Source organism: Gryllotalpicola sp. (genome assembly GCF_027352875.1).
Lineage (GTDB): Bacteria > Actinomycetota > Actinomycetes > Actinomycetales > Microbacteriaceae > Gryllotalpicola.
Map to the genome: position 1 here is coordinate 45,707 of NZ_DAIEII010000006.1, position 25,965 is coordinate 71,671.

At 70.1% G+C, this 25,965-nt stretch carries 20 protein-coding genes; all 20 read left to right on the plus strand.

Annotated features, from left to right (window positions below; all coding sequences use genetic code 11):
• Positions 1-58 precede the first annotated feature (58 nt).
• The 20 genes from M7D61_RS00890 (at position 59) to M7D61_RS00985 (ending at position 25,876) form a co-directional block, all read left to right on the plus strand.
• On the plus strand, positions 59-1,177 hold the full coding sequence (locus tag M7D61_RS00890; RefSeq protein ID WP_298226649.1) for a GuaB3 family IMP dehydrogenase-related protein: 1,119 nt from the start codon (positions 59-61) through the stop codon (positions 1,175-1,177).
• 3 nt (positions 1,178-1,180) lie between these two features.
• Complete coding sequence (locus M7D61_RS00895) at positions 1,181-2,890, plus strand: glycerol-3-phosphate dehydrogenase/oxidase (protein ID WP_298226651.1); 1,710 nt, start codon at positions 1,181-1,183, stop codon at positions 2,888-2,890.
• Positions 2,891-2,911: 21 nt separating this feature from the next.
• The gene (locus tag M7D61_RS00900) at positions 2,912-3,427 is read left to right on the plus strand and encodes a TrkA C-terminal domain-containing protein (RefSeq protein WP_298226653.1); all 516 of its coding nucleotides are present in this window, start codon (positions 2,912-2,914) and stop codon (positions 3,425-3,427) included.
• On the plus strand, positions 3,420-4,688 hold the full coding sequence (locus M7D61_RS00905) for a cation:proton antiporter (RefSeq protein WP_298226655.1): 1,269 nt from the start codon (positions 3,420-3,422) through the stop codon (positions 4,686-4,688). The genes M7D61_RS00900 and M7D61_RS00905 overlap by 8 nt, the downstream gene beginning before the upstream one ends.
• Positions 4,685-5,539 carry an SURF1 family cytochrome oxidase biogenesis protein gene (locus M7D61_RS00910; RefSeq protein ID WP_298226657.1) on the plus strand — a complete coding sequence of 285 codons (855 nt, stop codon included), beginning with the start codon at positions 4,685-4,687 and terminating at the stop codon, positions 5,537-5,539. The genes M7D61_RS00905 and M7D61_RS00910 overlap by 4 nt, the downstream gene beginning before the upstream one ends.
• Positions 5,523-6,038 (plus strand): DUF3817 domain-containing protein, encoded by a 516-nt coding sequence (locus tag M7D61_RS00915; RefSeq protein WP_298226659.1) that lies wholly within the window; start codon positions 5,523-5,525, stop codon positions 6,036-6,038. Before M7D61_RS00910 ends, M7D61_RS00915 begins: the two co-directional genes overlap by 17 nt.
• Positions 6,035-7,603, plus strand: coding sequence for a glutamine-hydrolyzing GMP synthase (gene guaA, locus M7D61_RS00920; protein ID WP_298226661.1), 1,569 nt, complete (start codon positions 6,035-6,037; stop codon positions 7,601-7,603). Before M7D61_RS00915 ends, guaA begins: the two co-directional genes overlap by 4 nt.
• Before the next feature lie 252 nt (positions 7,604-7,855).
• Positions 7,856-8,809 carry a glycerophosphodiester phosphodiesterase family protein gene (locus M7D61_RS00925; protein WP_298226663.1) on the plus strand — a complete coding sequence of 318 codons (954 nt, stop codon included), beginning with the start codon at positions 7,856-7,858 and terminating at the stop codon, positions 8,807-8,809.
• Positions 8,810-8,853: 44 nt separating this feature from the next.
• Positions 8,854-11,229 carry a UvrD-helicase domain-containing protein gene (locus M7D61_RS00930; RefSeq protein ID WP_298226665.1) on the plus strand — a complete coding sequence of 792 codons (2,376 nt, stop codon included), beginning with the start codon at positions 8,854-8,856 and terminating at the stop codon, positions 11,227-11,229.
• Positions 11,230-11,237: 8 nt separating this feature from the next.
• Entirely contained in the window at positions 11,238-11,885 is a 648-nt protein-coding gene (locus tag M7D61_RS00935) for a response regulator transcription factor (protein ID WP_298226667.1), read from the plus strand.
• Complete coding sequence (locus tag M7D61_RS00940) at positions 11,875-13,053, plus strand: ATP-binding protein (protein ID WP_298226669.1); 1,179 nt, start codon at positions 11,875-11,877, stop codon at positions 13,051-13,053. The genes M7D61_RS00935 and M7D61_RS00940 overlap by 11 nt, the downstream gene beginning before the upstream one ends.
• Positions 13,054-13,097: 44 nt before the next feature.
• Positions 13,098-14,261: an ADP-forming succinate--CoA ligase subunit beta gene (sucC, locus tag M7D61_RS00945; protein WP_298226671.1), complete on the plus strand. Its 1,164-nt coding sequence runs from the start codon at positions 13,098-13,100 to the stop codon at positions 14,259-14,261.
• Positions 14,262-14,275: 14 nt separating this feature from the next.
• Positions 14,276-15,181: a succinate--CoA ligase subunit alpha gene (gene sucD / locus M7D61_RS00950; protein ID WP_298226673.1), complete on the plus strand. Its 906-nt coding sequence runs from the start codon at positions 14,276-14,278 to the stop codon at positions 15,179-15,181.
• 48 nt (positions 15,182-15,229) lie between these two features.
• Positions 15,230-16,468, plus strand: a complete 1,239-nt coding sequence (locus M7D61_RS00955) for a DUF6350 family protein (RefSeq protein WP_298226675.1) — start codon at positions 15,230-15,232, stop codon at positions 16,466-16,468.
• A complete protein-coding gene (gene purN, locus M7D61_RS00960; protein ID WP_298226677.1) occupies positions 16,392-16,988 on the plus strand; it encodes a phosphoribosylglycinamide formyltransferase in 597 nt (198 codons plus the stop codon). Before M7D61_RS00955 ends, purN begins: the two co-directional genes overlap by 77 nt.
• Entirely contained in the window at positions 16,985-18,619 is a 1,635-nt protein-coding gene (gene purH / locus M7D61_RS00965; protein ID WP_298226679.1) for a bifunctional phosphoribosylaminoimidazolecarboxamide formyltransferase/IMP cyclohydrolase, read from the plus strand. The genes purN and purH overlap by 4 nt, the downstream gene beginning before the upstream one ends.
• Before the next feature lie 8 nt (positions 18,620-18,627).
• Positions 18,628-19,812 carry an arginine deiminase family protein gene (locus tag M7D61_RS00970; protein WP_298226682.1) on the plus strand — a complete coding sequence of 395 codons (1,185 nt, stop codon included), beginning with the start codon at positions 18,628-18,630 and terminating at the stop codon, positions 19,810-19,812.
• Positions 19,813-19,939: 127 nt separating this feature from the next.
• The gene (locus M7D61_RS00975) at positions 19,940-21,766 is read left to right on the plus strand and encodes an ABC transporter ATP-binding protein (protein ID WP_298226684.1); all 1,827 of its coding nucleotides are present in this window, start codon (positions 19,940-19,942) and stop codon (positions 21,764-21,766) included.
• The gene (locus tag M7D61_RS00980) at positions 21,763-23,577 is read left to right on the plus strand and encodes an ABC transporter ATP-binding protein (protein ID WP_298226686.1); all 1,815 of its coding nucleotides are present in this window, start codon (positions 21,763-21,765) and stop codon (positions 23,575-23,577) included. Before M7D61_RS00975 ends, M7D61_RS00980 begins: the two co-directional genes overlap by 4 nt.
• 88 nt (positions 23,578-23,665) lie before the next feature.
• On the plus strand, positions 23,666-25,876 hold the full coding sequence (locus M7D61_RS00985; protein WP_298226688.1) for an NADP-dependent isocitrate dehydrogenase: 2,211 nt from the start codon (positions 23,666-23,668) through the stop codon (positions 25,874-25,876).
• Positions 25,877-25,965: the final 89 nt, after the last annotated feature.

Here is a 25,965-nt window from a genome sequence, read left to right on the forward strand (position 1 = left end):
CGCTCAGACCCGGCCGTAGCGCGGCCGACACAACTCAGCACGACAATAGGCTAGGCGCATGGAGATCGAGATCGGCAGCTCCAAGCGGGCTCGTCGGGCATACGCATTCGACGACATCGCGATCGTCCCGAGCCGCCGCACGCGCGACCCGGAGAACGTCTCCGTGACATGGACGATCGACGCCTACACGTTCGAGATCCCGTTCCTTGCGGCCCCGATGGACTCCGTCGTCTCGCCCGCGACGGCGATCGCGATCGGCCGCCTCGGCGGCCTCGGCGTGCTCGACCTCGAGGGCCTCTGGGGCCGCTATGACGACCCCGAGCCGCTGCTCGAGGAGATCCGCGACCTTCCGCAAGAATCCGCAACGCGGCGTCTTCAGGAGATCTACTCGGCGCCCATCAAGGCCGAGCTCATCCGCGACCGCCTCGCCGAGATCCGCGCCGCAGGCGTCACCGTCGCCGGCGCCCTCTCGCCGCAGCGCACGCAGGAGTTCTACGAGACCGTGGTCGCCGCAGGCGTCGATCTCTTCGTCATCCGCGGCACGACCGTCTCGGCCGAGCACGTCGCCAAGAACCGCGAGCCGCTCAACCTCAAGAAGTTCATCTACGAGCTCGACGTGCCCGTCATCGTCGGCGGGGCCGCCACCTACACCGCGGCCCTGCACCTCATGCGCACGGGGGCGGCGGGAGTGCTCGTGGGCTTCGGCGGCGGCGCAGCCTCGACGACGCGCGCGACCTTGGGCATTCACGCACCGATGGCGACCGCGATCGCCGACGTCGCGGGCGCGCGCCGCGACTACCTGGACGAGTCGGGCGGCCGCTACGTCCATGTCATCGCCGACGGCGGCCTCGGCACCTCCGGCGACATCGTCAAGGCGATCGCGTGCGGGGCGGATGCCGTCATGCTCGGCACCACCCTCGCCCGCTCCACCGAGGCGCCCGGCGGCGGCTGGCACTGGGGCGCCGAGGCGCGCCACAGCGAACTGCCGCGCGGGCGGCGGATGCCGGTCGGCCAGGTCGGCACGTTCGAGGAGATCCTCTACGGCCCGGCGACGGTGAGCGACGGCACGGCGAACCTCGTCGGTGCGCTGCGCCGCTCGATGGCGACGACGGGCTACTCGGATCTCAAGGAGTTCCAGCGCGTCGAGGTCGTCGTCGCGCCGTACACCCCCCGCTGAACCATGCTGACCTACTCCTCGAAGCTGGGCCCGGACGAGCGCGACGCCGCGATCGCCGCGCTCCAGGCGGATGAGCTCGACGTCCTCGTCGTGGGCGGCGGCATCGTCGGGGCCGGTGCCGCGCTGGACGCTGCGACCCGCGGCCTCACCGTCGGCCTCGTCGAGCAGCGGGACTGGGCGAGCGGCACGTCGAGCCGATCGTCGAAGCTCATCCACGGCGGCATCCGCTATCTCGAGCAGTTCGACTTCCGCCTGGTGCGCGAAGCGCTCGTCGAGCGCGGGCTGCTGCTGGAGCGCATCGCCCCGCACCTCGTGAAGCCGGTGCGCTTCCTCTACCCGCTGACGAAGCCCATTCTCGAACGGGCATACGTCGGCGCCGGGATGCTGCTCTACGACGCGTTCTCGTACACCGGCCTGCGCCCGCCGGGTGTTCCGCACCATCGGCATCTCAGCCGCGGGCAGCTGCGCCGTCTTGCGCCCGGGCTCAGGCCCGATGCGTTCATCGGCGGCCTCGTCTACTACGACGCCCAGGTGGACGACGCCCGCTACGTCGCCACCCTCGTCCGGACGGCGGCGTCCTACGGCGCGCAGGTCGCGAGCCGCGTCGCGGTGGAGGGCTTCCTCAAGGTCGGCGAGCGGGTCGTCGGCGTGCACGCGCGCGACCTGCAGACGGACACCGCCTTCGAGATCCGCGCCCGGCAGGTCATCAACGCGACCGGGGTGTGGACCGACGAGACGCAGTCGCTCGTCGGGGCGCGCGGGCAGTTCCACGTCCGGGCGTCCAAGGGCGTGCACCTCGTCGTGCCGCGCGACCGCTTCCAGTCGAACACGGGGCTGCTGCTGCGCACCGAGAAGAGCGTGCTCTTCGTCATCCCCTGGGGCCGCCACTGGCTCATCGGCACGACCGACACCGACTGGCGCCTCGACAAGGCCCATCCCGCCGCCACTGCGGCCGACATCGACTACCTCCTCGCGCACGTCAACGAGGTACTCGCCGTGAAGCTCACCCGTGAGGACGTCGAGGGCGTCTACGCCGGGCTGCGCCCGCTGCTCGCCGGCGAGAGCGAGGAGACGAGCAAGCTCAGCCGCGAGCACCTCGTCGCCCACTCGGTGCCGGGCCTCGTCGTCATCGCCGGCGGCAAGTTCACCACATACCGGGTGATGGCGAAGGATGCCGTCGACGCCGCCGTCGCCGCGCTCGACTTCCGGTACCGCGTCCCCGCCTCGGCCACGGCCGAGATCGCGCTGGTGGGCGCGGAGGGGTACCCGGCGGCATGGAACTCGCGCGCGCGGATCGCCAAGCGCGCCGGAATCCACGTCAGCCGCGTCGAGCACCTGCTCGACCGCTACGGCGTGCTCGCCGAGGACCTCGTCGAACTCATCGCCGAGCGTCCCGAGCTCGCCGAGCCGCTTCCCGGCGCCGACGACTACCTCGGCGCCGAGATCGTCTACGCGGCGACGCACGAAGGGGCGCTGCACCTCGACGACGTGCTCGCGCGCCGCACCCGCATCTCCATCGAGGCATGGGACCGCGGCGTGAGCGCCGCACCCGTCGCGGCGAAGCTCATGGGCGCCGAGCTCGGCTGGAATCCATCCCGCGTCAAGAAGGAAGTCGACCTCTACCTCAAGCGCGTCGAGGCCGAAATCGCCTCGCAGCAGCAACCTGACGACGCTTCAGCCGACCGGGTGAGGCTCTCCGCCCCCGACTCGTAGACTGGCCGCGAGAGGAGCGCCATGGTCGAGGTCAAACGGGTCAAGCTGCCCGGCGTCGGTGTGCTGCACACCTTTGTCACCGCCGACGGCGGCAAGGTGGGCGTCATCGCGCACCGCAGCGGCCACAGCGATCTCATCAGCTTCAGCGACGACTCCGACAGTGCCGACGTCGCCAAGGTGAGCCTGCGTCTCAGCGAGGACGAGGCGCACACCCTCGCCGAACTGCTCGGCGGCACGCACATCACCGAGACGCTCACCGCCCTCGACCAGATCCCCGGCCTGTCGATCGACTGGTTCACCGTCGACTACGACGACCACATCGCCGGGCAGGCGCTCGGCAGCCCGGCCGACCACGGCCTCGCCGGCCTCACGGTCGTCGCCGTCGTCCGGGGCGAGTCGGCGAACCCGGCCCCGTCCAGCGACTTCAAGGTCTTCCCCGGCGACACGCTCGTCGTCGCCGGAAGTCCCGAGAAGGTCGCCAAGGCATTCAGTTTCTTCCGCACCGGCGAAGTGGTCGCACCCGCGCATCATGTCTGACGACCTGCTCGTACTGGGCGCGCTCTTCGTCATCGCCTACGTCCTGGGTCGTCTCGGCAAACGCATCGGTCTGCCCGCGGTGCCGATCTACATGATCGTCGGCGTCCTTGCGAGCCCGCACACCGAGATCTTCCCCCTGAGCTTCCCGGCGGCCGACGTCGAGCTCGTGGCCGTGTTCGGCCTCATCCTGCTGCTGTTCAACCTCGGGCTCGAGTTCGACCAGGACGCCTTCATCTCGGGTGCCGGCCGCATGCTGCTCTCGGGCGGCGCCTACATCGTGCTCAACGTCGGCCTCGGTCTGCTCTTCGGATTCCTCGTCGGGTGGGGGCCGCGCGAGGCGCTCATCATCGCGGGCATGGTGGGCACCTCGTCGAGCGCCATCATCACGAAGCTGCTCATCGAGCTGCGGCGCCTCGCGAACGCCGAAACCCCGGTGATCCTCGGCGCGACGGTGGTGGGCGACGTCTTCATCGCCGTGTATCTCGCGGTCGTCGCCGTCGTGCTCTCCGGGCGCAGCAACGTGTGGGGGATCGTGCTGCAGCTCGGCATCGCCATCGGATTCCTCGCCGCCATGACGCTGCTCGCCCGCTTCGCCGCCCGCCCGGTGAACTGGCTCTTCACGACGCACGACGACGAGCTCGTCACCGTGCTCTTCTTCGGCCTCGCCGTGCTCTTCGCAGGGCTCGGCGAGGTCACCAGCGTCACCGACGCGATCGGGGCGTTCCTCATCGGCCTCGTCCTCGGCGCGACCCGGAACGCCGCCCGCATCCAGCGCCTGTCCGAGCCGCTGCGCGACGTGTTCGGCGCCTTCTTCTTCCTCAACTTCGGTCTCGCGCTCGACATCGGCAAGTTCGGCTCGGTGGTCGGCGAGGTGGCCATCGCGGTCGTCGGCACTCTGCTGCTCAACGTCGTCTCGGGTCTCGTCATCGCACGGCTCAACGGGCTGCACCGGCGCGAGGGCATCAACATCGCCGCCATCCTCACCAGCCGCGGCGAGTTCACGCTCATTCTTGCCACGCTCGCCGTCGGCGCGGGTCTCGACCCCCGCCTCACCCCGTTCGCCGGCCTCTACGTGCTCGTCATGGCGATCGCGGGTCCGCTGTTCGCGGCGAACTCCGAGCGCATCGGCCACCTCGCCGGGCCGCGCACGTCGACGGCGCAGCGTACCGCCGAGGAACTCCGAGCAACCCGTGCCACTATCGCCCTGGACCCCATCATCGAACAGGCGATGCGGGGCGAGGCTGAAGAGGAGCGCGAATGAGCCCGAGGCATCCCGGCGACCTCCGCCTCGTCAGCGTCATGGTGCGGCCGCGGTGGATCATCGCGCTCCTGCTCGCGCTCGCCGTGGCCGGCATCTTCGCCTGGCTCGGCCAGTGGCAGCTCGGGCGCGCCATCGCGTCGGGCCAGGCCGGGCCGACTGTCACCGAGGCGACCGTCCCGCTGGACTCCGCGCTGCAGCCCGGCGTCGCGATCGCCGACAACCGGGTGGGTCAACTCGTCACGGTATCCGATGTGACCTGGGCGGCCGGTGACTTCGTCGTCTCGACGGGCCGCAACAACAACGGCTCCGACACCGGCTACTGGATTCTCGGGCATGCGATCGTGCCCGACGGGAGCGGCGGCGCGACGGCATCTCTCGCCGTCGCGCTCGGATTCACGAGCGATGCGGCCACGGCGAAGAGCGTGCAGCAGCGGCTCGACGCGGAGCCCGCGTCGCCGAATCCGTCGGGACGGAATCTTCCACTCACCCTCACCGGCCGGCTGCTGCCCACCGACCCGCCCGAGCAGCCTCAGGACTCCCTCGTCGGCGACCCGCCGCGCATGGACGACGTCGCCGTCGCGCTGCTCGTCAACGTGTGGAAGCAGCCCGCGGTGCCGGTCTACGAGGCCTACCTCGTGGCCCGCGACAACATTCCGGCCGGCCTCGATGCGATCTACTCGCCGCCGCCCTACGCGCAGACCGCGATCGACTGGCTCAACGCCTTCTACGCGGCCGAGTGGGCGCTCTTCGCGGGCTTCGCGCTCTACCTCTGGTATCGCGTCACCCGCGATGTGTACGAGCGCGAGCTCGAGGACATGAAACTAAACTCGGAGGGTGACGCAGTTGAGTGATGAGGGCACGTATTTCAGCCGCCTCCTCGAGCAGCTGCGGAGCGTCAAAGGCGCGCGCCCGCGCGACGTCGACCTGCCCAAGATGCCAGCGGCGCTGCGGCTCTACCAGGTCACCGCGTACATCACCGGCATCATGCTGCTGCTGCTCGTGATCGAGATGATCGTCAGGTACGGCTTCGGCTACTGGGTGTACGCCTTCGCGCCCCACGAGCCGCTCGTCGCGCTCCTGCCGGTAGGCCCGAACGACATCTACTACCACGGCGTCAACGTCTCCATCGGGGTGCTCATCGCCCACGGCTGGCTCTACGTGCTCTACCTCTTCGCCGACTTCCGGCTCTGGAGCCTGATGCGGATGCCCTTCACGAAGTTCGTGCAGGTCGCCCTCGGCGGCGTCATCCCGTTCATGTCGTTCATCGTCGAGGCCATCATCAGCAGGCAGGTGCGCGGCTACCTCGCCGAGCACGAGGCAGCGCGGACCGCCGCGGAAGGCGGCGTGTGAGCGAGCGGCACCCCGTCCTCGTCGTCGACTTCGGCGCCCAGTACGCCCAGCTCATCGCGCGGCGGGTGCGCGAGGCGGGGGTCTATTCGGAGATCGTGCCCCACTCGGCTACCGCCGAGGAGATTGCCGCGAAGCAGCCGGCGGGCATCATCCTCTCGGGCGGGCCGTCGAGCGTGTACGAGGAGGGGGCGCCCGCCTTCGACGCGCGGGTGTTCGACCTCGGCATCCCGACGCTCGGCATCTGCTACGGCTTCCAGGTCATGGCGCAGGCGCTCGGCGGCGAGGTCGCGCAGACCGGCGCGCGCGAGTACGGCTCGACCGAAGTGACCGTCACCGAGGGTGGCACGATCCTCGACGGTCAGCCCGGCGATCAGATCGCCTGGATGAGCCATGGCGACTCGGTCGCCAAGGCCCCCGCGGGCTTCTCGGTGCTCGCCTCGACCGCGTCGACGCCCGTCGCGGCGTTCGCCAACGACGCGCGGCGCTGCTACGGCGTGCAGTGGCATCCCGAGGTCAAGCACTCGCAGTACGGCCAGCGGGTTATCGAGAACTTCCTGCACCGCGCGGCGGGCATCCCCGCCGATTGGAACAGCGAGAACGTCATCGAGACCCAGGTCGCGCGCATCCGCGAGCAGGTCGGGTCGGCGCGCGTCATCGCCGGCCTGTCGGGCGGGGTGGATTCCGCCGTCGCCGCCGCGCTCGTCCACCGGGCCGTCGGCGACCAGCTCACCTGCGTCTTCGTCGACCACGGCCTGCTGCGGGGCGGCGAGCGCGAGCAGGTCGAGCGCGACTACGTCGCGGCGACGGGAATCCGCCTCGTCACCGTCGACGCGTCCGAGGTGTTCCTCGCCGAGCTCGCCGGCGTCACCGACCCCGAGGCGAAGCGCAAGATCATCGGCCGCGAGTTCATCCGCGCCTTCGAGCGCGCCCAGGCCGACCTGGTCGCCGAGGCCGCGGCCGAGGGCGGCGATCCGGTGCGGTTCCTCGTGCAGGGCACCCTCTACCCCGATGTCGTCGAGTCGGGCGGCGGGGCCGGCACGGCGAACATCAAGAGCCACCACAACGTCGGCGGATTGCCCGAGGACCTGCGGTTCGAGCTCGTCGAGCCGCTGCGCGCCCTCTTCAAGGACGAGGTGCGCGCCATCGGCCGCGAGCTTGGCCTGCCCGAGGTGATCGTCGCCCGCCAGCCGTTCCCCGGCCCCGGCCTCGGCATCCGCATCGTCGGCGAGGTGACGCGCGACCGGCTCGACCTGCTGCGCGAGGCGGACGCCATCGTGCGCGCCGAATTGACCGCGGCGGGCCTCGACGATGAGATCTGGCAGTGCCCCGTCGTGCTGCTCGCCGACGTGCGCTCGGTGGGCGTGCAGGGCGACGGCCGCAGCTACGGGCACCCCATCGTGCTGCGTCCGGTGTCGAGCGAGGACGCCATGACGGCCGACTGGACGCGCCTGCCCTACGACGTGCTCGCCAAGGTGTCGACCCGCATCACCAACGAGGTCGCCGGGGTCAACCGCGTCGTGCTCGACGTGACCTCGAAGCCGCCGGGCACCATCGAGTGGGAGTGACCGGATCAGGCGAAGGCCGCGCTATCGCCACGCAACGAAGCACGGCTGGTTCAACGAGGTCTTCAGCGATCAGCAGCGGGTCGGCGGCAGCCGGTTTGCCGGGCATTCGCCGTCTTGCGCCTCGCTGAAGCGCGGCTGAGCCGCAGCGAAAGGCGCCGAAAGGCGCGGGATCCGCTCTTCGGCGCCTTTCGCGTGCCGCTTCGCCCTTCTCCGTGCTTCCCCCTGTAACACTCCGTCGCTAGCATCGGCGACATGCGCGGGCACCCCTCACCGATCGTCATCGGACACCGGGGCGCGTCCGGCTACCGCCCTGAGCACACCCGCAGCGCCTACGAGCTCGCCTTCCAGCTCGGCGCCGATGCGGTGGAGCCGGACATCGTCGCGACGAAGGACGGCGTGCTCGTCATCCGCCACGACATCGAACTCTCCGAGACGACCGACGTGGCCGCCCACTCCGAGTTCGCACGCCGCCGCACCACCAAGGAAGTGGACGGCGTGACGCTCACCGGATGGTTCGTCGAGGACTTCAGCTGGCCCGAGCTGGCGCTGCTGCGGGCGAGGGAGCGCCTCGGCGCGCTGCGCCAGGCGAGCTCGAGCTTCGATGGCCAGTTCCCCATCCTCAAGCTGTCCAGCCTCTTCGACATCGTCGACGCCGCCGCCGAGAGGGAGGACCGCCCCTTCGGCCTCGTCGCCGAGCTCAAGCACCCGGCCTACTTCGAGGATCTCGGGCTGCCCCTCGACGACCTCTTCGCCCAGGCCGTGCAGGACGCCGGCTGGAGCGCCGAGACCTCGCGCCTCGTCATCGAGTCCTTCGAGCGACCTGTGCTCGCGAAGGTGAGAAAGCGCGGCGTGCGGGGCACCCGGGTGCTCCTCACCGAGACAGCCGAGGCCCTCGTCGACCTCACCGCAGGCGATCTCGAGGGTGTCAGCGTCGAGAGGGCGTTGCTGCTCGACGCCGAGGGGCACGCGCGTCCCGAACTCGTCGACCTCGCTCACGCGGACGGGCTCGCCGTGTTCGCCTGGACGCTGCGGCCCGAGAACGCCTTCCTCGCCCCGGCCCACCGTCGCGGCGACGCGGATGCCGCGTTCGGCGCGTGGCAGCAGGAGTTCCGGGCCATCCTGACAACGGGCGTCGACGGGGTCTTCGCCGACCACCCCGACCTCGCGGCCGCGGTGCGCGACACCCTTTCGGTCACCGCGTCCTAGGGCCCGGCCGTGGCGTCGGCGCGCAGAACTAGGCTGAAGTGGCAATGTCGACGCCCGCGTTCTTCTCGCCCGATGCCGTGCTCGACGGTCTCAACCCCGAGCAGCGCGAGGCGGTCGAGTACCGCGGCCGGGCACTGCTCATCGTGGCGGGTGCAGGATCGGGCAAGACCAACGTCCTGACTCGCCGCATCGCGAGCCTCATCGGCTCGCGCGAGGCGTGGCCGAGCCAGATCCTCGCCATCACCTTCACCAACAAGGCCGCCGCCGAGATGCGCGAGCGCGTCGAGGGACTGCTCGGCGAGGCTGCAGACGGTATGTGGATCTCGACGTTCCACTCCGCCTGCGTGCGCATCCTGCGCCGCGAGGCGCAGCACTTCGGCTTCACCCAGTCGTTCACCATCTACGACTCCGGCGACACCCGCGCGCTGCTCAAGCGCATCATCCGCGAGCGCGAGGCCGACACCTTCGGCTTCACCCCCGGCAACGTCGCCGCCAAGATCTCGAAGCTCAAGAACGATCTCATGGACTACGAGAGCTACGCGCGCTCGGTGAACACCGACGACCCCAAGGAGGCGCTCTTCCTCGAGCTCTTCCGTGACTACTCGCGCGAGCTCGTCCGCGCCAACGCCTTCGACTTCGACGACCTCATCGGCCAGACGGTGTACCTGTTCCGCGCGTTCCCGCGCGTCGCCGCCCTCTACCAGCGCCGTTTCCGGCACATCCTCGTCGACGAGTACCAGGACACCAACCACGCCCAGTACGCCCTCGTCCGCGAGCTCACCCGGCCGGTCGAGCCGCACATCGTCGCCGAGCTGAAGACCGACGGAGTGCATGTCGACTCGCTCGTCGACGCGTCCGGCGGCATCCCTGGCGCCTCGGTCACCGTCGTCGGCGACTCGGATCAGTCGATCTACGCGTTCCGCGGCGCCGACATCCGCAACATCACCGAGTTCGAGCACGACTACCCGGGCGCCAAGGTCGTCCTCCTCGAGCAGAACTACCGCTCGAGCCAGAACATCCTCTCCGCTGCCAACTCCGTCATCGCCCACAACTTCGACCGCAAGGCGAAGAACCTCTGGAGCGCCGGCGGCCCCGGCGAGAAGATCGCCGGCTACACCGGGTTCAGCGCCCACGACGAGGCGCAGTTCGTCGCCGACGAGATCGAGGCGCTGCACCGCGGCGGCATCCCCTACGACGAGATGGCCGTGTTCTACCGGACGAACTCTCAGACCCGCGCGCTGGAGGAGATCTTCATCCGCGCCGCGGTGCCGTACCGCATCCTCGGCGGCACGAAGTTCTACGAGCGCGCCGAGATCAAGGACGCCCTCGCCTACCTCACGAGCGTGGCGAACCCCGCCGACGACCTCGCGCTCAGGCGCATCGTCAACACCCCCAAGCGCGGCATCGGCGAGGCGACGGTGACGCAGCTCGCCCGTTTCGCCGAGGACAACGACCTCAGCTTCCGCGACGCCCTGCGTGCGGCATCCGATCTCGGCCTCGGCGCCAAGGCGACGGCGTCGATCACCGCCCTCTCCGAGCTGCTCGACGAGGGCGCGCGCCTGATCGACCCCGCGCTGCCGCAGGGGCGGAAGTCGGTCGCCGACCTGCTCGTGCACCTCCTCGAGGGCTCGGGGCTGCTCGCCTCGCTGCGCGCCACTCGCGACGCGCAGGACGAGGCGCGCGCCGAGAACGTCGAGGAGCTCGTCTCCGTCACCCGCGAGTTCGCGCGGGCGAACGCTGGCGGCACGCTCGTCGACTTCCTCACCGAGGTGCAGCTCGTCGCCGCGGCGGACGAGCTGGATTCCGAGGACGGCACCGTCTCGCTCATGACGCTGCACACCGCCAAAGGCCTCGAGTTCGACGCCGTCTTCATCACCGGCGTCGAGGAGGACCTGCTGCCCCACCGCATCTCGGCCGGCGAGCCCGGCGGGCTCGCCGAGGAGCGCCGGCTGTTCTACGTCGGCATCACGCGCGCGCGCCAGCGGCTCTACCTCACCCTCGCGATGACGCGCTCCCAGTTCGGCGACACCGCGGTCGCGATGCCGAGCCGCTACCTTCAGGAGATCCCCGCCGACCTCATCGACTGGCGCCAGTCGCCCGGCCAGGCGAACGGCCGCGGCGGCGCGCAATCCCGTGCCCTCAACGCTCGGCGCCCGGGCGCCGATCAGGGCGCCTCCCTCGCCTCTCCGGCGCTTCCGCCGCGCCCCAAAGCGCAGTGGCCCAATCCGGTCAGCGGGGCGGTGCGCGACAACGGCGACCTCGAGTTGAACCCCGGCGATCGCATCCGGCACGTCGACTTCGGCGACGGCCAGGTGACCGAGGTGACCGGCGCAGGGGCGAAACGCATTGCGCACGTGGTCTTCGATGCCGTCGGTGCGAAGAAACTCCTCATTAGGATCGCTCCAATAGAGAAAATCTGAGAGGTCCTGTGGTTCGGGTCGCTGTCGTCGAAGATCAGCCGCTGTACCGCGACATGATCGTCACGCTGCTGCGTGCGCAGGAGGGGGTCGAGGTCGTGCTCATCGCCGACGGCGCGTCCTCGGCACGGGCCGAGTTCCAGCCCGGCACCATCGACGTCGCCGTCCTCGACGTGCACCTCTCCGATGGCAACGGTCTCGCTCTCGGCGTCTCGCTGTGCCGCAAGGATCCGAACCTCGGCGTGCTGCTGCTCTCGAGCCATGACGTCATGGAGCTCCTCCTCGACCTTCCCGAAGACGTGCGGGCGGGGTGGAGCTACCTTTCGAAGAATTCCACCACGTCGGTCGACGTTCTCATGCGCGCGATCCAGTCGACCGCCCGCGGCATCACCGTCATCGACCCCGCGCTCGCCGAGGGCGCCTTCCCGCGCGCGGGGTCGAGCCTGTCGGTGCTCAGCGATCGGCAGTACGAGGTGCTGCGCCACGTGGCGGCCGGTCTCACCAACGAAGGCATCGGCGAGAAGCTCGGCATCTCGTCGCGCTCCGTCGAGAACCACATCAACGCGATCTACGCCTCGCTGGGCCTTCCGCGGGGGCGCAACCAGCGGGTCTCCGCGGTGCTGCGGTTCATCGAGGAGACCTCGAGGCATGACTTCTGACGCCCAGCGGCGGGATGCGAGGGCGGCGAAAGAGCGGCTGAGCTTCGCCCGTACACTCCGTGCGGCTTCCGCCATCATCGCGGCGTTCTTCGTCCTCGGCGACGCCCTGCAGAGCACGCTCGTCCACTTCAGCGACTTCCCGGCACCCCTCTCCGTCATCGGGTGGTATCTCCTGAGGCGCCTGATCGCCGGCATCGCGGGCCTCGTCGCGCTCATGCTCGTCTTCGCGATCCCGCGCCTCGTCTTCCTGCGCGGCCCGAGCGCCATCCTGCGCAACATCGGCCTCGGCGTGGTCGGCAGCAGCGTCTGGATCCTGCTCGAGTACGCGCTCGGAGTGCTCATCGTCGCGCCGCCGACCGCGCCGGTCATCGAGTTCCTGCTCGGCGTGTTCGCCGACGCCCTCGCCGTCACGTTCGCCGGGATGCTGTCCACGACGAGTCGCAGGCTGCGCGAAGAGCGGGTGCGCAGCGTCTCGCACGAGGCGCGCGCGACGGCGGCGCTCGCTGCCATGCAGTCGGAGGAGCTCCGGGTGCGCCGGGATGTCGCGGAAGGTCTCCACGGCAGCGTGCAGCAGCGCCTCGTGCTCGTCGGCGCCCGCATCGACCAGGTCGTCCGCCAGATCACCGAGGGCGGCTCGCGCAACGGGGCGGTCGCCGACCTCTTCGCGTTGCGCGGCGACCTCGATCAGCTCCGCCAGGTCGATGTGCGCGAGATGAGCCAGATGCTCTACCCCGACGGCCTCGAGGTCGGGCTCGTGCAGGCGGTGCGCATCATGGTCCGGCGAGTGCCGTCGACGATCCTCGTCGACCTCTCGATCGCGCCGGCCGTCAACGAGATCGACACCTACGCGCGCGTCATGACAGAGCCCCAGCGTCTCAACCTCATCCGCATCATCGAGGAGGGGGTCTCCAACGCGCTCCGGCACGGGCACGCCTCGAAGCTGCGGGTCGCCCTGGGCTACGCGGACGGCGCGGTGACCATCGAGGTCGAAGACGACGGCACGGGCCTGCCCGCCGAGCCGCACCTCAACGGACTGGGTCTGCTGGGGCACCGTCTCGACATGCTCGGCGGCCACCTCGAACTGCGCCAGGGCGAGACTCTCGGAGGTGCGCTGCTCACCGCCGAGCTGCCTCTGGACGCGGCGAAAACGGATCAGTCGGAGGGGTAGAGTCGATCGCTGGAAATATCTCGATATCAAGAGAGTGGACAGCCGTGGATCTTTACGAGTATCAGGCCCGTGACCTGTTCGAGAAGTACGGGGTCCCCGTCCTTCCCGGCATCGTCGCCGACACGCCCGACGAGGTGCGTGCGGCCGCGGAGAAGCTGGGAGGCGTCACCGTCGTCAAAGCCCAGGTCAAGGTGGGCGGTCGCGGCAAGGCCGGCGGCGTCAAGGTCGCCAAGACCCCCGACGACGCCTTCACGGCGGCGCAAGCCATCCTCGGCCTCGACATCAAGGGCCACGTCGTCAAGCGCGTCATGGTGGCCGGCGGTGCGGACATCCAGCGCGAGTTCTACTTCTCGGTGCTCCTCGACCGCGCGAACCGCTCCTACCTCTCGCTGAGCAGCGTCGAGGGCGGCATGGAGATCGAGCAGCTCGCCGTCGAGAAGCCCGAGGCGCTCGCCCGCATCGAGGTCGACCCGCTCGTCGGCATCGACGCCGCCAAGGCCGCCGAGATCGCGAAGGCCGCCGGCTTCCCCGACGACCTCGTCGCCAAGGTCGTGCCCGTCTTCGAGAAGCTCTACGACGTCTACCACGGCGAGGACGCCACACTCGTCGAGGTCAACCCGCTCGTCCTCACCGGCTCGGGCGACATCATCGCCCTCGACGGCAAGGTCACCCTCGACGACAACGCCGAGTTCCGCCACCCCGACCACGAGGCGCTCGTCGATGCGGCCTCCGCGGACCCGCTCGAGGCGAAGGCCAAGGAGCACAGCCTCAACTACGTCAAGCTCGACGGAAGCGTCGGCATCATCGGCAACGGCGCGGGCCTGGTCATGTCCACCCTCGACGTCGTCGCCTACGCGGGCGAGAACCACGGCGGCGTGAAGCCGGCGAACTTCCTCGACATCGGCGGCGGCGCCTCGGCCGAGGTCATGGCCGCCGGCCTCGACGTCATCCTCGGCGACCCGCAGGTCAAGAGCGTGTTCGTCAACGTCTTCGGCGGCATCACCTCGTGCGTGGCCGTCGCCAACGGCATCGTCAAGGCCCTCGAGATCCTCGGGTCCGAGGCCAACAAGCCTCTCGTCGTACGCCTCGACGGCAACCAGGTCGAGGAAGGCCGCGCCATCCTCACCGCCGCCGCGCACCCGCTTGTCACTCTGGCTCTCACCATGGACGACGGCGCCGACAAGGCCGCCGCTCTGGCCAACGCATAAGGACGGAAAGAGATATGTCGATCTTCCTCAACAAGGATTCCAAGGTCATCGTCCAGGGCATCACCGGCGGTGAGGGCACAAAGCACACCGCCCTCATGCTCAAGGCCGGCACCCAGATCGTCGGTGGCGTGAACGCCCGCAAGGCCGGAACGACCGTCGCGCACACCGCGAAGGACGGCTCGGCCGTCGAGCTGCCCGTGTTCGGCCGCGTCACCGAGGCCATCGCGGAGACCGGCGCCGACGTGTCGATCGCCTTCGTGCCCCCGGCATTCGCCAAGGACGCGATGATCGAGGCCATCGACGCAGGCATCTCGCTGCTCGTCGTCATCACCGAGGGCATCCCGGTCGGCGACTCGGCCGAGGCCTGGGCGTACGCGAAGGCGAAGGGCGGCAAGACCCGCATCATCGGCCCAAACTGCCCCGGGATCATCACCCCGGGCGAGTCGCTCGTCGGGATCACCCCGGCGAACATCACGGGCAAGGGTCCGATCGGTCTCGTCTCGAAGTCGGGCACGCTGACCTACCAGATGATGTTCGAGCTGCGCGATCTCGGCTTCTCGACCGCCATCGGCATCGGCGGCGACCCGATCATCGGCACGACGCACATCGACGCGCTCAAGGCGTTCCAGGATGACCCCGAGACCGAGGCGATCGTCATGATCGGCGAGATCGGCGGCGACGCCGAGGAGCGCGCCGCGGCGTTTATCACGGAGTACGTGACCAAGCCGGTCGTCGGCTACGTCGCGGGCTTCACCGCCCCCGAGGGCAAGACGATGGGCCACGCCGGCGCCATCGTCTCCGGCTCGGCGGGTACGGCCCAGGCCAAGAAGGAGGCCCTCGAGGCCGCCGGCGTCAAGGTCGGCAAGACGCCGTCCGAGACGGCCGCCCTCCTCCGCGAGATCCTCGCCGCCGCCGCATAGGCGGCGAGGCACCGTTTCGGGCAGCGGTCGCGCGGATACGCTCAGGGCGTGAACCGTGCGACCGTTGCCTCTCTCGCCGGATTCGAAGCGCTCATCGCCGCCGCCATCGGCATCGGCGTCGCACTCGCCCCGCTGAGCATCGTCTGGGCCGTCCAGTTCCACATGGCCGCCGACTGGACCGAATTCTGGCGGGCGTCGGTGGATGCCTGGCTGCTCGGCCACGGCGTCGACCTCACCGTCTCACTCGACAAGACGACCGCGGTCGCCCTCGGCCTCGGGGGGGCGATCCCGCCCTTCACGGCCGGCTTCGCGGCGCTCGGCATCGCCTTCCTCACCTTCGCGATGGGAACGCGCACCGGCCAGCGGGCGGCGGAGGCGGGCCAGGTGCTCGCCGGCGGGATCTCCGCCGTCGCCGTGTTCTTCGTCGTCGCCCAGTTCGTCGGGCTCAGCGCGATCGCACCGCTCGCGGCTCCGGTGTGGTGGCAGGCCGGAATCCTGCCCGCGCTCGTCATGGCGCTCGGCATCGCGTTCGGCGTCGGGCTGGACCGCGCGCGGGGCGCGGGACTGCCCGGCCGCATCCCGTTGCCGGTGCTGGCCCGGACCGTCGTCGGGCAGTCCCTCCGGGCCGGAACCGCGGCGCTCGCCATCGCCGTCTTCGTCGCGGCGTTCACCGTCGCGATGCTGCTCTTCACGCACTTCGGCCAGGTCGTCGCGCTCTACGAGGCCCTCCAGTCCGGCTATCTCGGCGGCACGACGCTGACGCTCGCCCAGCTCGCGCTGCTGCCCAACGCCGTCGTCTGGCAGCTCGCCTGGTTCGCCGGCCCCGGGTTCTCGGTCGGCGCGATGACGGTGACGCCGGGCGCGGTGCACCCGGCGACCCTGCCGGCGTTCCCGCTCTTCGGCATCCTGCCCGACCACGGCTCGGCAGGGCAGTACGCCGGCGTGCTGGTGATCGTGCTCGCCGGGGTGCTGGCGGGAGTGCTGCTGCGCTCGACGGAAGCCCTCTCGACGAGGGCGCTGGCCGCGGTCGGCTCGGGCATCGCCGTCGGCATCGCGGCCGGATTGCTCTCGTGGTGGTCCGGCGGCACGGTCGCGCCCGGCGTGCTCGAGCGCATGGGGCCGGACGGCCTCGTCGTGGGCCTCTTCGCCGCGCTCGAGTCGGCCATCGGCGTCTTCCTCGGCGAACTCGTGCCGCCGGTAGTCTGGGCGGGTGCTTTCCGTCGTGGCGCTCGTGTCGGGGGGCGGGTCCAACCTCCGCGCGCTGCTGGAAGCGGCGGCGACGGCTGACTACCCCGCGCGGGTCGTCGCGGTGGGCTCCGATCGGCCCGACGCGGGCGGCCTGGACGTGGCCGCCGAGTTCGGCATCCCGACCTTCACCGTCGCCCTGGAGGACTTCGGCAACCGCGCGGACTGGGGCGACGAGCTGCTCAGCCAGATCGAGCAGTGGCGGCCCGACCTCACCGTGCTCAGCGGGTTCATGCGCCTGCTGCCGCCTGCGGTCGTCGGCGCGCTCTCTCCGGACCTCATCAACACGCACCCCGCCTACCTGCCTGAGTTCCCCGGCGCGCGCGGCGTGCGCGACGCGCTCGCCGCGGGGGCGACCGAGACCGGGGCATCCCTCATCGTCGTCGACAACGGCGTCGACTCCGGCCCCGTCATCGCCCAGGAGCGCGTCGCCGTGCTGCCGGGCGACACCGAGACCACTCTCCACGACCGCATCAAGCCCGTCGAACGCCGCCTGCTCATCGACGCGGTGCGTGCGATCGCCCTCGGCACCCTCGACCTGAAGGAGCTCGCCCGCTCATGAGCGCTCACGCCGCCGATCCCGCCCTCTACCGCGAGCGCGACCTCGTCCCGGTCACGCGCGCCCTCGTCTCCGTCAGCGACAAGACGGGTCTCGTCGACTTCGCCCGCGAGCTCGCCGGGCTCGACATCGAGATCGTCTCGACCGGCTCGACGGCCGCGACCATCCGCCAGGCGGGCTTCGCCGTCACCGACGTCGCCGCGGTGACCGGATTCCCCGAGTCGCTCGGCGGCCGGGTGAAGACCCTGCACCCCGCCGTGCACGCCGGCCTGCTCGCCGACCTGCGCCTCGAGGCGCACGAGGAGCAGCTCGCCGAGCTCGGCATCGAGCCGTTCCAGCTCGTCGTCGTCAACCTCTACCCGTTCCAGCAGACCGTCGCCGCCGGTGCGGTCGGGAACGACGTCATCGAGCAGATCGACATCGGCGGGCCAGCCATGGTGCGGGCATCCGCGAAGAACTACGCCAATGTCGCGATCGTCGTCTCGCCGGATTCCTACGAGGAGGTGCTCGAGGCCATCCACTTCGGCGGCACCAACCTCGCCCTGCGCGGCCGCCTCGCGGCGAAGGCGTTCCGCCACACGGCGTCTTATGACGCGGCCGTGTCGGCGTGGTTCGAAGAGACCGGCCTCGCCGGCGGCGATTACGCAGAATACGCATTTTGCGATTCCGTCGCGATCGCGGGCGATCTCGGGGCGGTGCTGCGCTACGGCGAGAACGCCCATCAGGCCGCCGCGCTCTACCGCGACGGCGCTGTCGGCCCGCTGCAATCGGGCACGGGCATCGCCCAGGCGATGCAGCTGGGCGGCAAGGAGATGTCGTACAACAACTACACCGACGCGGATGCCGCACTGCGAGCCGCGTACGACTTCGAGACGCCCGCCGTCGCCATCATCAAGCACGCCAACCCCTGCGGCATAGCGACGGCCCCCGACATCGCGGACGCACACCGCAAGGCCCACGAGTGCGACCCGGTGAGCGCGTACGGCGGCGTCATCGCCGCCAATCGCGAGGTCACGCTCGCCCTCGCCGAGACGGTGAAGGGCATCTTCACCGAGGTCATCGTCGCGCCCTCGTACCAGCCCGCGGCGCTCGAGCTGCTGCAGACAAAGAAGAACCTGCGCATCCTGCAGCTGCCTGCGGGCTACGCCCGTGCGCCTTACGAGTTCAAGCAGATCTCCGGCGGCGTGCTCGTGCAGCAGGCGGATGTCCTCCCCGCGGGGTCGATCTCGGCGGGCTGGCAGCTCGTCTCGGGCGACCCGGCCGACGGACAGGCCCTCGCCGACCTCGAGTTCGCCTGGCGCGCGGTGCGCGCCGCGAAGTCGAACGCGATCCTGCTCGCCAAGGACGGCGCCTCCGTCGGCGTCGGCATGGGGCAGGTCAACCGGGTGGATTCCTGCCATCTCGCGGTCGAGCGCGCCAACACCCTCGCCGACGGCGTCGAGCGCGCCCGCGGCGCGGTCGCGGCCTCCGATGCGTTCTTCCCCTTCGCCGACGGCGCGCAGATCCTCATCGACGCCGGCGTCGCCGCGATCGTGCAGCCCGGCGGCTCGATCCGCGACGAGGACGTCATAGCCGCCGCACAGGCCGCCGGGGTAACCATGTACTTCACCGGCGAACGCCACTTCTTCCACTGAGAGTTGAGATGACCCCCCTCTGGATCCGCCGCCTCACCGCCGCCGTCTCCGCCGCATCTGCGGTCGCCGCCGCCTCGCTGGCCGCCGGGGCGATCGCCTGGCTTCCGGCGAGCCAGTTCGAGTTCACGGTCACGGCCAACGCGCTGTCGCTGTACTGGACCGCCGCGCTCTACGGCGCGGTCGTGCTGCTGCTCGCGGGGCTGTTCGGCGCCTACCGGCGGCGCTGGGTCGCCGCCGTCGCCGGGGTCGTCGCGGCGGCGATCGCCTTCGTCCTCGCCGTGGTGCAGCAGGCCGGCAGCCTCAGTGGGTTCCAGTTCACCGTCGAATACCTCGGCTATTACTTCTTCGTGCTCGCCGGGCTCATCGTCGCCACCCCGACGCTCGGCATCCTCGTGCACCGTTGGGTCCTCGGGCTCTTCCGCGGCCAGGGCGGCCGCGTCGTGCTCGTGCGCGCCCCGTCGAGCGTTCTCGGCGAGGGCATCGTCACGAACATCGCGCGCACCGAGGTCGACATCGAGAAGGCCGATGAGCAGTGGGATGCCTACGTCGCTGCCTTCACCATCGCCGGCTGGCAGACCGTCGAGGTCGAGAGCGCCGACCGGCTGCCCGACGGCGTCTTCGTCGAGGACGCCGCCGTGGTCATCAGCCCCGGCATCGCCCTCATCACGCGGCCCGGCGCCCCCGAGCGGCGTGCTGAGACGGCATCCGTCGCCGACAGGCTGCGTTCGCTCGGCCTCACGCTCTATGACGTCGAGGAACCGGCCACACTCGACGGCGGCGATGTCCTCAGGGTCGGCGACGTCTTCTACGTCGGCCGGTCCAGTCGTACCAACGCCGCCGGTGTGCGCGAGCTGCGCGAGCTCGTCGACGATCTCGGCGCGGGCACCGTCGTCGCGGTCCCGGTGGCCGGTGCGCTGCACCTCAAGTCGGTGGCAACCGCGCTGCCGGACGGCACCGTGCTCGTCGCACCGGGCACGATCGACCCGACGTTCTTCGCCGGCGCGCTCGTCGTGCCTGAGGCGGCCGGCGCCAACCTCGTCATCCTCGACGAGTCCACGGTGCTGCTGCCCGCCTCGGCGCCGGGTACCAAAGCGCTTGTCGAGGACCTCGGCTACGCCGTCGTCACGGTCGATCTCTCGGAATTCGAGAAGGTCGAAGGCTCGACGACCTGCCTCTCGATCCGGCTCGGCTGACGCGCGACAGGGGTTTGACGGCGGGATGACGCCGACATAGCCTGTAGGGCTCTGTCTTTTTCCGCTGCCCCACCAGGGCGCCGGATTCCTGTCACCGCACGACGACGACTGCACCACGGATTTTCGCATGCTTACCGAAGACGACTCTCGAACGCGCCCGAACGGCGAGCGGCTCAGCACCTTCCGCTCCCTCGTCCGGCTCTACCCCTACGGCCGCCGGGCGCTGCCGCGCATCGTGTTCGGCATGGTCGCGGCGCTTGCGGCGTCGGTCGTGGCGCTCGTCATCCCACTCGTGCTGCAGACGCTCGTCGACGGCTCGATCAGCAAGGGCCTCACCACCCAGGTGCTTCCGTCGGCGCTGACCATCCTCGGGCTCGGCATCGCCGAGGCCGTCCTCATCTCGCTGCGCCGCTGGTTCGTCCTCACGCCGGGCACCAGGGTCGAGGCGACGCTGCGAGGCGCGCTCTACGCGAAGCTGCAGTCGCTGCCGGTGAGCTTCCACGACCGGTGGCCGAGCGGCCAGTTGCTGTCGCGCTCGATGAGCGATCTCAGCCTCATCCGCCGCTGGCTGTCGTTCGGCCTCGTGCTGCTCGTCGTGAACATGGTCACGATCGTCGTGGGATTCTTCCTGCTCGCCTACTGGCACTGGCTGCTGGCGCTGGTGTTCCTCGCCGTCTCGGCGCCGATGTGGTGGGTGGGGTTCGCGTTCGAGAAGCGGTACCACGTCGTCGCCCGGCGCAGCCAGGACCAGGCGGGCGATCTCGCCACCGCCGTCGAGGAGTCGGTGCACGGCATCCGCGTCCTCAAGGCGTTCGGACGCGGCAGACACGCGCTGGGCCGGTTCCGCGAGCAGGCCGAGGAGCTGCGCGGCACCGAGCTCGAGAAGGCGCGCGCGGTCGCGCAGCTGTGGCTGTGGCTCAACCTCATCCCGAACCTCGCCTTCGCGATCTGCCTCGTCATCGGCGTCTGGCTCGTCTCCGACGGGCAGATGTCGGTCGGCCGCCTGGTGGCGTTCTTCGCGACGGCCACGGCGCTGAGGTTCCCGCTCGACTCCATCGGATTCCTGCTGTCGATGACCGTCGACACCCGCACCGCGGTCGACCGGTTCTTCGAGGTCATGGACACGCCCGTCGACATCCGCGATGCGGAGCAGCCGGCGACGATCGTCGACCCCCGGGGCGAGCTCGCCTTCGCGGGCGTGCACTTCCGCTATGAGGATGCCCCGCAGAACGCCCCCGACATCCTCGACGGGATCGACCTCACGGTGCGCCCCGGCGAGACGATGGCGCTCGTCGGGCTCACCGGCTCGGGCAAGTCCACGCTCACGAGCCTCGCCGCGCGTCTCTACGACGTCACGGGCGGCAGCGTCATGATCGACGGTGTCGACGTCCGCGACCTCACGCTCGGCGAGCTGCGCACGCATGTCGCCATGGCCTTCGAGGACGCCACGCTCTTCTCGGCCTCGGTGCGCGACAACGTGCTGCTCGGCCGGGCTGATCTCGAGGCCGACGACGAGGCGACGCGGAAGGCGACGGAGGCCCAGCTCGCCGAGGCGCTGCGCGTCGCGCAGGCGCAGTTCGCCTACGACCTGCCCGACGGGGTCGACACCAAGGTGGGCGAGGAGGGCCTCAGTCTCTCCGGCGGTCAACGGCAGCGCCTCGCGCTCGCCCGCGCCGTGGCGGCGAAGCCCGCGATCCTCGTCCTCGACGACCCGCTGTCGGCGCTCGACGTCGACACCGAGGCTCTGGTGACGGAGGGCCTGCGCACCGTCCTCACCAGGACGACCGCGCTCATCGTCGCCCACCGGCCGTCGACGGTGGCGCTCGCCGACCGCGTCGCGGTGCTCAAGGACGGCCGCATCGACGCCGTCGGCACCCACAGCGAGCTGCTCGCCGTCAGCGATCACTACCGCTTCGTCATCTCGAGCCTGGAGGAGGAGGAGGAGGAGACATGACCACCGCCACTGTCACCGGCGTGCGCGGCGAGGACCGCGCCGACCTCTCGAAGACCGAGTCCCGCTCCATCCGCCAGCGCTCGCTGCGCCTGCTCGGCTCGCTCGTCAGACCGCTGCGGCTCAAACTCTGGCTCACCCTGGGCGTCGTCGTGGTCTCGACGCTGCTCGAGGTCGCGGGCCCCGCGCTGGTCGGCATCGGCATCGACCAGGGCCTCGCGGCGCTGACGAGCGGCGACTGGTGGCCGATCGCGGCCACCGGCGGCGCCTACGTCGTCACCGCGATCGGTGGCGCGCTGCTCATCGGCTACTACCAGGTCGCGTCGGCGCGGATCAGCCAGGCGATCCTCATCGACCTGCGCACCCGGGTCTTCCAGCACACCCAGCGCCTCAGCCTGGAGTTCCACGAGACCTACACCTCGGGGCGGGTCATCGCCCGGCAGACGAGCGACCTCGACGCGATCCGCGAGCTGCTCGACTCGGGCATCAACCAGCTCGTGCAGGGCATCCTCTACTCGGGATTCATCCTCATCGCGGTCTTCGTCGTCGACTGGGTCTCCGGAGTCGTCGTCGTGTGCTCGCTCGTGCCGCTGTACTTCCTGGTGCGCTGGTTCCAGAACCGGTCGCAGCTGCTCTTCCGCCGCTCGCGCACGGCATCCGCCAAGCTCATCGTCCATTTCGTCGAGACGATGACGGGCATCCGCGCCGTCAAGGCGTTCCGCAGGGAGCGGCGGGGTGAGAAGCAGTACGGCGACCTCGTCGAGGACTACCGCGACGTCAACGCGAAGACCGTGCAGCTCTTCGGGATCTTCGACCCGGCGCTCGTGCTCATCGGCAATGTCACCGTCGTCGTCGCGCTGCTCGTCGGCGGATTCCGCGTCGCCGAGGGCTCTCTCGCCCTCGGCGCGCTGCTCGCGGTCCTGCTCTACGTCCGGCGCTTCTTCGACCCGATGGAGGAGATGGCGATGTTCTACAATTCCTACCAGTCGGCAGCCGCGGCGCTGGAGAAGATCTCCGGCGTGCTCGAGGAGAAGCCGGGCGTGCCCGAGACGGAGGAAGCGGTGGCGCTCCGCCGAGCATCCGGTCACGTCGATTTCGACGACGTGCAGTTCGCCTACCAGGAGGGCCGCGAGGTGCTGCCGCACTTCGACCTCGACATTCCGGCCGGGCAGACGATCGCGCTGGTCGGGTCGACGGGCGCGGGCAAGTCGACGTTCGCGAAGCTCATCGCGCGCTTCTACGACCCCACGCACGGTCGCGTCGCACTCGACGGCGTCGACCTGCGCTCGCTGAGCAACGACGACCTGCGCCGCGCGATCGTCATGGTCACGCAGGAGGCGTACCTGTTCTCGGGTTCGGTCGCCGACAACATCGCGCTCGGCAAGCCGGAGGCGAGCCGCGCCGAGATCGAGGCGGCCGCGCGGGCCGTCGGCGCGCACGAGTTCATCGAGCGGCTGCCCGACGGCTACGACACCGACGTCAACAAACGCGGCGGCCGCCTCTCGGCCGGGCAGCGCCAGCTCGTGTCGTTCGCGCGCGCCTTCCTCGCCGATCCGGCCGTCCTCATCCTCGACGAGGCGACCTCGTCGCTCGACATCCCGAGCGAACGGCTCGTGCAGCGGGCGCTGCAGACACTGCTCGCCGACCGCACCGCGGTCATCATCGCGCACCGGCTGTCGACGGTGGCGATCGCCGACCGGGTGCTCGTGCTCGAGCACGGCCGCATCGTCGAAGACGGGTCGCCCGCCGACCTCATCGGCGGCACCGGGCGCTTCGCCCAGCTGCACGCCGCCTGGCGCGACTCGCTGGTCTGAGCGGCCGGCGAGGGGCCAAACTATCTCGACGTCAAGATAAATCTCGGGGTGACGTTAGGCTGGTAGAGGCACGAGCGAAGGAGCCGATTTGTCCACGATCATCTATACCCGCACCGACGAGGCGCCCCTGCTGGCGACGTATTCGCTGCTGCCGATCATCTCCGCATACGCGGCGAAGGCCGGGGTCGAGTTCGACACCATGGATATCTCACTGGCCTCGCGCATCCTCGGCCAGTTCCCTGAGCGGCTCACCGATGAGCAGCGCGTGCCCGACACCCTGGGGGCCTTGGCCGCCCTCACCGCCGACCCGTCGGCGAACATCATCAAGCTGCCGAACATCTCAGCGTCAGTGCCCCAGCTCAAGGCCGCGATCGCCGAGCTGCAGGCACTCGGATTCGACCTCCCCGACTACCCCGAGGCACCGGCGAGCCCGGAGGAGAAGGACGTCGCGAGCCGCTACGACCGCGTCAAGGGCTCGGCGGTCAACCCGTTGCTGCGCCAGGGCAACTCCGACCGCCGCGCGCCCGGCGCCGTCAAGGCCTACGCCCGCTCGCACCCGCACTCGATGGGCGCGTGGAGCCCCGCCTCGAAGACGGATGTTGCGACCATGGGCCACAACGACTTCTTCTCCAATGAGAAGTCGGTCGTGCTGCCGTCCGCCGACACGCTGCGCATCGAGCACGTCGCCGCTGACGGCACCGTGACCGTCCTCAAGGAGAGCCTGCCGGTGCTCGAGGGCGAGGTCGTCGACGGCACGTTCCTGTCGGCATCCGCCCTGGACGCGTTCCTCGCCGAGCAGATCGCGGCGGCGAAGGCGGCCGGAGTGCTGTTCTCGGTGCACCTCAAGGCGACGATGATGAAGGTCTCCGATCCGATCATCTTCGGCCACGCGGTGAAGGTGTTCTTCGCGCCGGTGTTCGAGGAGTACGGCGCCGATCTGGCCGCAGCGGGCCTGTCGGCCAATGACGGCCTGGGCGCGATCTTCGCCGGTCTCGAGTCACTGCCGAACGGTGCCGAGATCCACGCCGCCTTCGACCGGGGGATCGCCGAGGGCCCCGCGCTCGCGATGGTGAACTCCGACAGGGGCATCACCAACCTGCACGTTCCGAGCGACGTCATCGTCGACGCGTCGATGCCGGCCATGATCCGCATCGGCGGCCACATGTGGGGTGCCGATGGCAAGGAAGCCGACACCATCGCCGTCATTCCGGACGCCTCGTATGCGACCGTCTACCAGACCGTCGTCGACGACTGCAAGGCGCACGGCGCGCTCGACCCGGCGACGATGGGCACGGTGCCCAACGTCGGCCTGATGGCCCAGGCCGCCGAGGAGTACGGCTCGCATGACAAGACCTTCGAGATCACGGCGGCCGGTACGGTGCGCGTGGTGAACTCGGCGGGCGCGACGCTCATCGAGCACCAGGTGGAGGCCGGCGACATCTGGCGCGCCTGCCAGACCAAGGACGCCCCCATCAAGAACTGGATCGAGCTCGCGGTGAGCCGGGCCCGCCTCTCGGGCATGCCGGCGATCTTCTGGCTCGACGAGAGGCGCGCGCACGACGCGCAGCTCATCGCGAAGATCGACGCCTATCTGCCGACCCTCGACACCGCAGGCCTCGACATCAGCATCCTCGCGCCGGCGGCGGCGACCCAGAAGTCGCTCGACCGCATCCGCCAGGGCCTCGACACCATCTCCGTCACCGGCAACGTGCTGCGAGACTACCTCACCGACCTGTTCCCGATCCTCGAGGTCGGCACCTCGGCGAAGATGCTGTCGATCGTCCCGCTGATGGCGGGCGGCGGATTGTTCGAGACCGGCGCCGGCGGCTCAGCGCCTAAGCACGTGCAACAGTTCCTCGAGGAGGACTACCTGCGCTGGGATTCGCTCGGCGAGTTCTTCGCGATCGCGGCGTCGTTCGAGTACCTCGCGCAGCACGGCAGCAATGCCCAGGCGCAGGTGCTCGCCGACACCCTCGACCGCGCCGCCGGCATGTTCCTCTCCAATGACCGCTCGCCGGGCCGCAGGCTCGGCACGATCGACAACCGCGGCTCGCATTTCTACCTCGCCCTCTACTGGGCGCAGGAGCTCGCAGCGCAGAGCGTCGACGCGGAGCTCGCCGCGGTGTTCGCCCCGCTGGCCGTCGCGCTCGCGGCCGACGAGGGCGCGATCGTCGCCGAGCTGCTCGCCGTGCAGGGGCATCCGGTCGACCTCGGCGGCTACTACCGCCCGGACGAGGCCAAGACCACCGCCGCGATGCGCCCGTCGGCGACCCTGAACGCCCTCATCGACACCTTCTGAGCCTCACCGGCCCCGAGGTCCCCCGAATCGACCTTTCTCCGCGTGGGAAGGGTCGATTCGGGGGACCTCGAGCGCGGGATGTCAGCGCG

Excerpts from the sequence above, each read along its gene's own strand:
- M7D61_RS00890 (WP_298226649.1), top strand. The coding sequence starts at position 59 with ATGGAGATCGAGATCGGCAGCTCCAAGCGGGCTCGTCGGGCATACGCA.
- M7D61_RS00895 (WP_298226651.1), top strand. The coding sequence starts at position 1,181 with ATGCTGACCTACTCCTCGAAGCTGGGCCCGGACGAGCGCGACGCCGCG.
- M7D61_RS00900 (WP_298226653.1), top strand. The coding sequence starts at position 2,912 with ATGGTCGAGGTCAAACGGGTCAAGCTGCCCGGCGTCGGTGTGCTGCAC.
- M7D61_RS00905 (WP_298226655.1), top strand. The coding sequence starts at position 3,420 with ATGTCTGACGACCTGCTCGTACTGGGCGCGCTCTTCGTCATCGCCTAC.
- M7D61_RS00910 (WP_298226657.1), top strand. The coding sequence starts at position 4,685 with ATGAGCCCGAGGCATCCCGGCGACCTCCGCCTCGTCAGCGTCATGGTG.
- M7D61_RS00925 (WP_298226663.1), top strand. The coding sequence starts at position 7,856 with ATGCGCGGGCACCCCTCACCGATCGTCATCGGACACCGGGGCGCGTCC.
- M7D61_RS00930 (WP_298226665.1), top strand. The coding sequence starts at position 8,854 with ATGTCGACGCCCGCGTTCTTCTCGCCCGATGCCGTGCTCGACGGTCTC.
- M7D61_RS00940 (WP_298226669.1), top strand. The coding sequence starts at position 11,875 with ATGACTTCTGACGCCCAGCGGCGGGATGCGAGGGCGGCGAAAGAGCGG.
- sucD (WP_298226673.1), top strand. The coding sequence starts at position 14,276 with ATGTCGATCTTCCTCAACAAGGATTCCAAGGTCATCGTCCAGGGCATC.
- purH (WP_298226679.1), top strand. The coding sequence starts at position 16,985 with ATGAGCGCTCACGCCGCCGATCCCGCCCTCTACCGCGAGCGCGACCTC.
- M7D61_RS00970 (WP_298226682.1), top strand. The coding sequence starts at position 18,628 with ATGACCCCCCTCTGGATCCGCCGCCTCACCGCCGCCGTCTCCGCCGCA.
- M7D61_RS00975 (WP_298226684.1), top strand. The coding sequence starts at position 19,940 with ATGCTTACCGAAGACGACTCTCGAACGCGCCCGAACGGCGAGCGGCTC.
- M7D61_RS00980 (WP_298226686.1), top strand. The coding sequence starts at position 21,763 with ATGACCACCGCCACTGTCACCGGCGTGCGCGGCGAGGACCGCGCCGAC.